The organism is Methanospirillum hungatei, assembly GCF_020216685.1.
GTDB lineage: Archaea > Halobacteriota > Methanomicrobia > Methanomicrobiales > Methanospirillaceae > Methanospirillum > Methanospirillum hungatei_B.
The window spans coordinates 1-10,000 of sequence record NZ_JAIWNS010000090.1; the positions used below are offsets into that span (position 1 = coordinate 1).

General features: G+C 48.5%; 9 protein-coding genes and 1 tRNA gene. 7 read left to right on the top strand and 3 right to left on the bottom strand.

Features of this window, described 5'->3' with window-relative positions:
• The 3 genes from LDL35_RS05420 to LDL35_RS05430 form a co-directional block, all read left to right on the top strand.
• On the top strand, window positions 1–969 hold a 969-nt coding region (locus LDL35_RS05420), incomplete at its 5' end, for a PGF-CTERM sorting domain-containing protein (protein ID WP_304020228.1).
• 81 nt (window positions 970–1,050) lie between these two features.
• The gene (locus tag LDL35_RS05425) at window positions 1,051–2,601 is read left to right on the top strand and encodes an AMP phosphorylase (protein WP_304020229.1); all 1,551 of its coding nucleotides are present in this window, start codon (window positions 1,051–1,053) and stop codon (window positions 2,599–2,601) included.
• Between the two features lie 48 nt (window positions 2,602–2,649).
• Entirely contained in the window at window positions 2,650–4,074 is a 1,425-nt protein-coding gene (locus LDL35_RS05430; RefSeq protein ID WP_304020231.1) for a carboxypeptidase-like regulatory domain-containing protein, read from the top strand.
• Window positions 4,075–4,080: 6 nt separating this feature from the next.
• Here the strand turns inward: LDL35_RS05430 and LDL35_RS05435 are convergent.
• A tRNA-Arg gene (locus tag LDL35_RS05435) sits at window positions 4,081–4,152 on the bottom strand.
• 53 nt (window positions 4,153–4,205) lie between these two features.
• Between LDL35_RS05435 and LDL35_RS05440 the strand changes: the two genes are divergently transcribed.
• Window positions 4,206–4,643: a dCTP deaminase gene (locus LDL35_RS05440; protein WP_304020232.1), complete on the top strand. Its 438-nt coding sequence runs from the start codon at window positions 4,206–4,208 to the stop codon at window positions 4,641–4,643.
• Window positions 4,640–5,590 carry a DUF128 domain-containing protein gene (locus tag LDL35_RS05445; RefSeq protein ID WP_304020234.1) on the top strand — a complete coding sequence of 317 codons (951 nt, stop codon included), beginning with the start codon at window positions 4,640–4,642 and terminating at the stop codon, window positions 5,588–5,590. Before LDL35_RS05440 ends, LDL35_RS05445 begins: the two co-directional genes overlap by 4 nt.
• Here LDL35_RS05445 and LDL35_RS05450 read toward each other — a convergent pair whose 3' ends face one another.
• The gene (locus LDL35_RS05450; RefSeq protein ID WP_304020236.1) at window positions 5,591–6,736 is read right to left on the bottom strand and encodes a tubulin/FtsZ family protein; all 1,146 of its coding nucleotides are present in this window, start codon (window positions 6,734–6,736) and stop codon (window positions 5,591–5,593) included.
• 281 nt (window positions 6,737–7,017) lie between these two features.
• Here LDL35_RS05450 and LDL35_RS05455 point away from each other — a divergent pair, with 281 nt between their 5' ends.
• Together LDL35_RS05455 and LDL35_RS05460 are read left to right on the top strand one after the other, a co-directional pair.
• Window positions 7,018–8,004, top strand: coding sequence for a 5,10-methylenetetrahydromethanopterin reductase (locus LDL35_RS05455; protein WP_011449220.1), 987 nt, complete (start codon window positions 7,018–7,020; stop codon window positions 8,002–8,004).
• A 123-nt stretch (window positions 8,005–8,127) separates the two neighbouring features.
• Window positions 8,128–9,060, top strand: coding sequence for a galactose-1-phosphate uridylyltransferase (locus LDL35_RS05460; protein ID WP_304020238.1), 933 nt, complete (start codon window positions 8,128–8,130; stop codon window positions 9,058–9,060).
• 38 nt (window positions 9,061–9,098) lie between these two features.
• Here LDL35_RS05460 and LDL35_RS05465 read toward each other — a convergent pair whose 3' ends face one another.
• Complete coding sequence (locus LDL35_RS05465; RefSeq protein ID WP_304020239.1) at window positions 9,099–9,941, bottom strand: F420-dependent methylenetetrahydromethanopterin dehydrogenase; 843 nt, start codon at window positions 9,939–9,941, stop codon at window positions 9,099–9,101.
• Between the last annotated feature and the right edge of the window lie 59 nt (window positions 9,942–10,000).

Genomic DNA, 10,000 nt, shown 5'->3' on the forward strand with positions numbered 1-10,000 from the left:
ACCGCTTCAGCAAGTGTTGTTGCAAAGGGTGACAAGATGTACCTCCGTGGTACTGCAGAAGGCGACCCGTCCAAGGGTGTCGCAATCTGGATTCTTGGAAAGAACAAGGTTCTCTACGCAACTGAATCCGTGAACGATGACATGTCATTCGAGCACGAGATCAAGAGTGCAACAACCTCATCCCTCTATGCAGGACAGTACTTCGTCGTTGTCCAGCACCCGATGTACAACAACGAGTTTGATGTCTATCCAGACAACCCGCTCGAGCCACAGTACGTCTATGGTTCCTACCCGACCCGGAACTCCCAGGTATTCAAGCTTGGCGGATCCGGAGCACTTCAGGGAACTGACGCTGCTGAAGCACTTATCCAGGCAATCAACTCTCCAATGGTAGACGATACCTACACCAAGATGCAGTTCCTCGTTGAGGAGCCCAAGATCACCATCAACCCGATCGGTGAGCAGGCTGTAGGATCCAAGTTCGAGATCGCCGGAACCACCAATCTCATGTATGACGACAATGATCTGCTTGTCGAGGTAACTTCATCCTCATTCAAGCCGACCGACAAGTCACAGAGTGGTGAATTCAGCGGTGCAACCGGAACTGTCAAGGTCCAGCAGGGCACTGACGGTCTGAACAAGTGGGCATTCAATGTTGATGCAAGCACCTTCAAGCCGGATGAGTACATCGTCCGTGTCTCTGGTGTGACCACCAACACTGTCGAGACTGCACTCTTCAACGTTGTTGAGGCTGGAGCAATCCCGACCGTTGCACCAACTGTTGCACCAACAGAAGCACCGGTAGTCAATGAAACCCCGACTCCGGAGCCAACCACCGTTCCGCCAACCCCTGAACCAACCACCGTTCCACCAACCCCTGAGCCGACCCAGCAGTCCCCAGGATTTGGTGCACTGGTTGCCCTTGCAGGTCTTGGTGCAGTCGCATTCTTTGTAATGCGCCGGAACTAAACCAACTAACACCCACTTTTTTTCAAATCTGTATATCCAAATCCTACGGCCATAAATAGGATCAGGCTGTATATACCGGGTATGAGACTTACCGTCCGACTGGTGGATATTGCTGCACGGGGAATTCTCTTACATCATACTGATGCAAAATCGCTCGGAGTGCTTGCGGGTGACAGAATCGTCATCTCTTCTCCGGTTACGGGCAAGGCAACCGTAGATTATGTGGAGACAACTGGCACGCTCATCGACCAGGGCCGTATTGGCGTGTACCATCATACGAATGAGCAACTGACCCTGACCGAAAATGAGGTTGTCGAGGTCAGGGTTGCAGATCGTCCGGTTTCTCTTGATTATATAAAAAAGAAGATGGAAGGAGAGAAACTGACCCGTGAAGATATCAGGGCCATTGTTGCTGATATTGTTCAGGATACGCTCTCCCCGAGTGAAATTACCGCTTTTGTGGTAAGTTCCTATATCAATCAACTGGACATGGATGAGATTGAGTCACTTACCCGTGCCATGGTTGAGACCGGTGACCAGCTCTCATTCCATGCCGGACCAATCGTTGATAAACATTCAATCGGGGGAGTTCCTGGCAATAAGATATCACTCATTGTCGTTCCTATCATTGCTGCAAGCGGCCTTTTAATACCCAAGACCAGTTCACGGGCTATTACCGGAGCAGGAGGGACAGCAGATCTTATGGAGGTTCTAGCTCCGGTAGAGTTTAGTGCATCAGAAGTCCAGGAGATGACTATAAAGGCCGGTGGGGTGATCGTCTGGGGTGGTGCCACGAATATTGCACCTGCTGATGATAAGATCATCATTCAGGAGTACCCGTTTAAGATTGATCAGATCGGTCAGATGATTGCGAGTGTCATGGCAAAAAAATTTGCAGTAGGTGCAGATGTCGTTGCCATCGACATACCGGTCGGAAAATACTGCAAGGTGCATACCATAGAAGAAGGGAGAAAACTTGCACGGCAGTTCATTGATCTTGGAGAACGGCTCAACATGCGGGTTGAGTGTGCTCTGACATATGGTGATGCCCCGGTTGGCCGGGCGATAGGGCCAAAGCTTGAGATTAAGGAGGCACTCAGTGTTCTGGAGGGGAGCGATTCCCCCCGGTCACTTATTCAGAAGAGCTGTGTAATCGCCGGTATTGCGCTGGAACTTGCAGGAAAAGCAAACCGAGGTGAGGGGGCAAACCTGGCCCTTGAGATACTGCGGTCAGGAAAGGCACTCAAAAAATTCCTAGAGATCATCGCAGTCCAGGGTGGAACACCTGATGTAAGCTCGGAAAAAATTACCGTGGGAGAGCATTTCTACACGGTCCGTGCAGACAGCACCGGGTATGTTATTGATCTGAACAATCATTCCCTGATTACAATTGCACGGACCGCAGGTGCGCCAGCAGATCATGGAGCAGGGCTCTATCTTCATGCTAAACATGGCACCAGCCTCTCGAAAGGTGACCCCATCTTCACGATCTATGCAGACCGGAAATGGCGACTTGAAAAAGCAATTGAGGAAGCACGAAGACTCAGGCCGGTTATGGTTGAGGGTATGCTTATCGACCGTGTCCCAAATGTCAGAGAGTGGGTACCAGGCAGATCCAGAAATCTTGAATAACGGGTACGTATCCTTTTTTTATTGAACCACCAACACACTATATCAGGTATGCATTTTTCCGCTGTATGTATCGTCAGTCTCTGTCTGGTCCTGTCACTGTGCCTTGTTTCCGGCTCTTCGGTGATGGTTATTGTATTTGAGCAGTCTGACAGAACTGTGCTGATACCTGAAGCAATAATCTATGCAGATGGAAAAATTGCAGGAAAGACCGATGTGAACGGCGCATATAACCTGAGTTTTGAAGGACATCTGCCAAATATCAGGGTTGTAAAGGGGGGCTATACTGAATGGACCGGATCACCGGCAGAGAATGATACTGCGATTCTGGTTCCGCTTCTGGTCCGAAACAGCACGCTCCATGTGGAGGTATTTGATGCTGACACGCTCATACCTGTGCAGGATGCATATATCGTTGTGACCAGTGAGGATGGTTTCAGGCATGAGGCCCGTTCCGGGTTTGAAGGGAAGGCCTCTCTTGGTCTGCGGGCAGATCAGGTATACACCCTTGAGATCAATGCCCCGAATTTTCAGGCAACTCATGATACCGTTGTAACCGGGGGGGATTCAACAACAGTCCAGTATGCTCTTGTCCGAAATGACAGAATCTCAATTCGAGTACTGGATTCTGTGAGTTCATATCCGATTCAGTCAGCTCACATTGAGGCTGATGGGATAAAGATTGGGACAACGAATGATCGGGGGATCCTCATCTCAAATATTAGCAGAAATGTCGAACATATTTTTGATATCTCTGCCGACGGGTATGAGCCGTCCCATGTTTCCCGAACCATCTCGTTTGAGGATCAGGTGGTCGATTTTCCCCTGGTAAAGGCAAAATCCACTATTTTTGTGTCAGTGTATAACAGAGATCAAAAGCCCCTGTCCAATGCATCGGTTCAGATGGATGGGATCATGATTGGTGATACCAATGAATTTGGCAGGCTGATGATCCCGTCACTTGAGATAAGGCCTTATGAATTCATCGTGAACCGGGATGGCTATAAAAAAAATACCCTGACCTTTACTCCCGGGAAAGACACCGGTGAACTCGTAGTAGTCCTTGAAAGCGAGTTCATTGACCTTGAAGCGAAGGTCATTGATGCGTATGGCGCTCCGCTAGGGGAAGTGTCAGTGTTTCTTCTTGGAGATGCCCAGGAAACCCTGAATTCATGTGTGACGGATCTGAACGGAACATGCATGCTGGCAGCAATTGAAGGGAAAATGTATCGTATCAAAGCTGAAAAAGGGGGATACTATCCCAATTCAACATCTGCAAATACAGAAACGAACCCAAATACCATAGTGCTTCATAATCCGGCCACGGTCAGCACTGGTTCCTCTGCCCCCTTTCCCTTCATCCCTGTGGCAGCAGCATTGATTCTCCTTATTGCCGGTGCAGGCCTTTTTATGTTCTTCTCAAAAAGACAACGGCCTCGCAGAAGAAGTCACAGCAACCGAAGAAAATCGTTGTAAAAGAGACGGATCCAGTGGGAATCGAACCCACGTCTCCGGGTCCGAAGCCCGGTAGGATATCCGCTACCCTATGGATCCCCTCAGAATTACAATCCATAGGCTGATAATCTTTATTCTCCCACCTGTAGGATATGATCCTGTCATCGCAGTCAATTCGTGCCCGTCTCCAGTTATCTGCTGAAGAAGGAGGTATTATTATCAGGCCTTATGCAGAAGAGAGTCAGCAACCCGCCTCTTATGATCTGCGAGCATCAGAACCTTCTGTCATCCGGAGGAATATGATGACGCTTCTTGCAAGTAAGGAATGGGTTGAACTTCCTGTTGATATTGCAGCCACACTCCGGTGTCGTTCCTCATATGCACGGCGCGGAATTTTTATCAGTGGAGGGTTTGTCGATCCAGGCTTTCGCGGTCATCTCACCTTATGTCTGTATAATTGTGGAACAGAAGATGTATCAGTGCAGGAAGGCGACAGAATAGTGCAGATGGTCTTTCAACAGGTAGACGCACCTGGTGCCGGGTATTCTGGCAGGTATCAGGACAGTCATGGGGTGGTAACAGCACGATGATCAAGACCGAGCATAAATACATCGAAATACTTCGCATCCTCAAGGAACACCAGGAACCGATGGGTGCCAAACGTCTGTCTGAAATGCTGGCAGAACGTGGCTATGTGATGACAGACCGTGCGGTTCAGTATTATCTCCGGTATCTTGATACCCGGGGTTTTACTGAAAAGGTTGGTAATCAGGGACGGATTCTCACCCCATCCGGGATCATGGAGACTGATCGTGCTCTTGTAGACGATCGGATAGGGTTTGTTATATCAAAACTTGAACGGCTCGCCTTTAGAAGTACCTTTGATCCGGCGACCTCTACCGGGGATGTAGCATATAATCTCACCATTGTCCCTGATGAAATACTTGAGCCAGTAACACAGATGTTTGACAAAGTCAGGGATGCAGGATGTAGTTTCTTCTCCGGATATTCGGTAATCGACCGGGATCCACGGGTACCTTCCGGTCACACCGGTATTCTGACTGTCTGCAGCATTACCATGGACGGTGTTTTCCAGCATAATGGCATCCCGGTAAAGGTAGCCTATGGCGGGACAATTCTGATAGAGGATACAAAACCGGTTCGGTTTATGAATATTATCGGGTATCAGGGCTCAACGGTCGACTCTCTTCAGCTCTTCCTCGGAGCTGGCCTTACTTCTATCAATCAGTATATCAACACAGGCTCAGGAATATTGCTGGCAAATGTCAGGCAGATCCCGGGTGCTGCAGAAGAGCGCGGTCAAATGCTCATTCAGGAGATGCAGACCTGCGGGTTTCGGTTTCCCCTTATGATGGGAAAGGGGAGGATTTTCAATCTGCTCACCGATCCTCACCGAATTTCATTGGTGTCATATTCAGGCATGAATTCGATAGGTGCCGCCGTGGAAGCAGGCTATAAATTAAAGACAGAGATTGGTGCCGGTACAATCCCCTTTTCACGTGTCGTAGATCGGTAATTACTCACGTTCATCTCTTTTTTGTCCAAAGCGCTCATAAAGCTCCTGAACTCTGGTGACGGTCTTCAGACCTGAGAAGACGATAAGAACTGAAACACGGTTTGACTGTCTGGATGAGACCGGAATATCCCCTGCCCGCATCTCAAACCCCTCTATACTTTCATCTATCCATTTTCTTACGGCCATGTATCCTTTCATGGACAACTCTTCTTCCGGGCCTGATAACAGGATGAGGGCCTTTTTTGCGGTTGAAAAATCACAATATGATGAGATGTCGCGGAACACTGCCTTTTCTGCAAGTTTGACTATGCGGGCAGCCCGCTCCTGTCTCCCGACACGCGTTTCGCTTCGTTGCCTGAGAATGCCGATTCTCCCATATTCCGGGAGCTCTTCTTCTGCGAGGCCGATGGTGATGTATGACATGCCGGTGATGGTATTGAGTATCTCGCGGGAGTCCAGGACAGTCTGAGGAACACCCTTTTGTATCTCCCCTGCATGCACCAGTAACCGGATCCTTCGCGCAATATGCCGGTTAACAAGATCATATGGCTCGATACTTCTCTTTTCAGGTGTTCCAGGAATCCAGAACTTTTCAGTAATTCCGACGGACCGCTGCTCAAGGGTCGTTTCTGCAAGTTCTCCCCGTGCCTTGTCAAGCCAGAGCTGATTATCAAAGATGATGACTCCGTCAACCAGGGGCCGGATCATCTGCAGGTTCTTCATGGCCCTGATCAGACGTGATTCCCCCTCATCTTCTGTAGGGATGGTGACCAGGGCAAAGACAGGTTCAAACATTGTCTCCCTGATAATCGAGACGAGGTGTGGAACAAGACTGACCAGTCCTCCTCCAAGCCCTGCACATATCAGGACGGCATCGTGTATACCAACATCAAATCCTTTCAGTTTTGACTTTACTTCATCGATGGTAAATCTGGTGGTGAGTAATTCCGGGGCTTCGATATCATCCTTAGGAAAGTAAAATTTCGCCTCCTCTCCGATATGAGTAAAATGCTCAAGAACTTCAGGGTCATTGTCAACAGCAATGGCATGAAGGTCTGAACACCGTGCGGAGTGACCAGATGGCCGGATAATTGCGTCTGCTATCTTACTTCCTGCAGTCCCAAGCCCGAGAATCAGCAGTCTCATAGTGTTATATCACGCCCGTACTTGCTCACGAGGATCTGTGTATATGTATTCTGTTCATCTGATACAAGTGTTCCTGATTCCTGTAGGTGAGATATCCACATAATGTGCGATTATCTGAGAGAAACCGATGCGTTATCCAGAATATTGCAGTAAAATTTTCAATGACTGGGTCACTTTTATCTGATTTTCCCTCTTGACCGGCAAAAAATCTCAAAATATCCAATATCAAATGATAATATTTTTACCGGTATGGGTATTAATACAGAAATGAGGTGTTAACCTTGAGTTATGGAATAGAATTCGTTCCGGGAAACATTACCGTCAAGCAGGTAGTCAACTACTGTAAGCTTGCAGAATCGAAAGATATCGATTTTGCATGGATCACCAACCACTATAACAACCGCCACTGCTACCCGACCCTTGCCGCAATTGCACAGGAAACCACCACCCTGAAGATGGGTCCGGGAATTATGAACGCCTTCACCGACACTCCGGCTGCAATGGCTTCATTTGCATGTACCCTCAATGAGATCTCTGATGGCCGTGCAGTCATGGGTATCGGACCTGGTGACCTTTCAACCCTTCCAAAATTAGCCATCAACCCTGAGAAGCCGGTCGGTCGTCTCGAGGAGGCAGTTGTTCAGATGCGCAAACTCTGGGGCGGAGAAGAAGTAAAGAAGAGTGGGATGAAGTTCTTTGACTACGATGGCGCAAAGCTCACCGGTGTCAGCCTTCCTGGAAAGAAGGGAATTCCAGTCTATATCGGGGCCCAGGGACCAAAAGTTCTTGAACTTGCCGGAACCATCGGAGACGGCGCCCTGATTAACGCATCCAACCCGAAGGACTTTGACGTTGCCATCCCAATCATCAAGGCAGCCTGTGAGAAGGTAGGCAAGAAGGGCTTTGACATTGGTGCATACACTGCAATGTCTATCGACATGAATGAGAAGAAGGCACGGAACGCAGCAAAGATTGTTGCAGCTTTCATCGCCGCAGGATCACCAGAACCCCTCCTCCAGCGCCATGGACTCGACCTTGCTAAGGTTGCCAACATCAAGGCAGCACTTGCAAAGTTTGACTTTAAGACCGCAGGTGAGAATGTCGATGATGCAACCATTGACGCATTTACCATTGCAGGAAACCCGGACACTGTCAAGCAGAAGTGTGAGGACCTGTTAAAGTCTGGTGTTACCCAGATCATCTTTGGTTCACCACTTGGTCCGGATATGGTAAACTCCATCCGTCTTCTCGGCAAGTACGTCGTGTAACCATATACCATATCTTTTTTTTAAAAACCCTGAGCCGGTCATATTGTTAGATAATTCTTTGAGTCATTCATTTCTGGATCAGGGCAAAACTGATATCTTCATAGGGGATATTGGGAAGATGAAATGTTTCTGACCAGTCGCCATGAACACGATAGCGGATTTATTGAGTTCAGGACTGATTCTCTCACCGGCATGAGAGCACGCATCTGTCCGGAGCGCTTAAAACGCGGTATCGGAGTCCCTGATATTCCAGTTTATTCCTCGGAAGGGTGTCCCTTTTGTCAGGGTCTTGTAACTGAAGTAACGCCGGTATTTCCTGATGGTTCCCGTCTGATGATTGGTGAGAGTATAACATTCCCGAACCTCTATCCCTTCGCATCATATCATATTGTCACGGTGATGACCAGGGAGCACCAGCCCCGCTCCTTCACCCGTGATCAGATTCATGATGCGCTCATGGCCCAGATACAGATACTGGAAAACCGATCCGGATATGTCTCTATAAACTGGAATTTTCTCCCCTCCGCCGGTGCATCACTTCCTCACCCTCATCTCCAGGGTCTTGTTGATCCTGTTCCTGATACTCTTCCACTGAAGTATATTGAGGGTTCACGGGATTATTTTCAGAAGCATGCCCGGTCCTGGTGGTCTGATCTCTGTTCTTATGAAGCACCCTCGAAACGATTTCTGGATGGATTGAACCTTTTCTGGTATGCTCATCCTGTTCCGGTCGGAGAAAAGGAGATACGGTGTGTCCTTCCCGGTGTAACCGTGTCAGATTTTAAAAAATCGGTTCGTTTATTTTCTGATGATCTAGTCCGTGTTCTTGATTTCTATCAGGATATCGGTCATGGTGCCTGGAATTTATCAGTTTTCTTCGGGCAGGAGAATGAACGTGAGTTCTTTTCTGCATTTGCCATCCTCATAGCACGCATAAATCCCAATTCCCTTTCAACCTCTGATACGGCTTTCATGGAGAAACTTCACCTTGAACCGGTCATTCTGACTTTACCGGAAGATCTCGGTGGGCTCTGGCGTACGAATAATGGTGCGTAATAATCAGGGAAAAAAAGAACCCATGAGGGTGTTTTACTTTACTCTGGTTTGCTGATGAGGGTCTTCTTTGCAACCCGGGTTCCATCGTTCTTGTGTGGCTTGCGGATGACAGCGTCAGTTGCCTTTTCCATCTCGCGTGCTTCTTCACAGAGGAGCATTGCCTGGCGCATCATCTCGTGTGCTGATGCAACGATTGGGGTGTAGTTCTCAAAGCCCTTGGTCATGAAACAACCCTTGACATTAACACCGGCTACTGCCTGCGCGATTTCGTATGCTGCACGTGCCTTGGCATATGCATATGGGTTGCTGAATTCTCCTTCTACAGCCTTGTCTGATGTCATGACGAGCTTGGGGAGTGCAAGGTCCTTGCCCTTCTTTCCTGCTTTTACCTGGTCGATGACTTCATCGAGGGCAACCTGAAGTTTGCGGAATGCTCCGGTTACGGAGAGCACCTTGATAAGGTTTCCATTGTAGTCAGCCATTTCGATGGGGTCAAGGAATTCACGGCGTGCACCAATCATGGAGTCTCCCTTCATGATGATGTATCCAAATTCGCTTGCCTTGAGTGCTTCCCATTCTTCTTTCTTGGTGGTGATATCGTCGGTTATGACAACACATGGGATACCTGCAGCTGCAAGTGCCTCACGTGCGCCCTTTGGACCTGGGAGAACACCGTTTGGTGAGACGACGATACAGAAGTCCGGGCCCCATGCTTTCATGTTGGTAACAACACGGTCGATATCTTCAGGCTGAAGCTTGGTACCGGATGTTGCCATGAAGGTCTGCATGTCTTCACGGTCTGCACGCTCATCGAGGAGAAGTTCTGCCATTACGCCACTGGCAATATTTCCGAGTTTTGCAATTCCTACTTTTACAACCATACTACACCTTCGTGTGTTCAACGATACTTTGACAAAATATCATAATAAATATTGTGAAA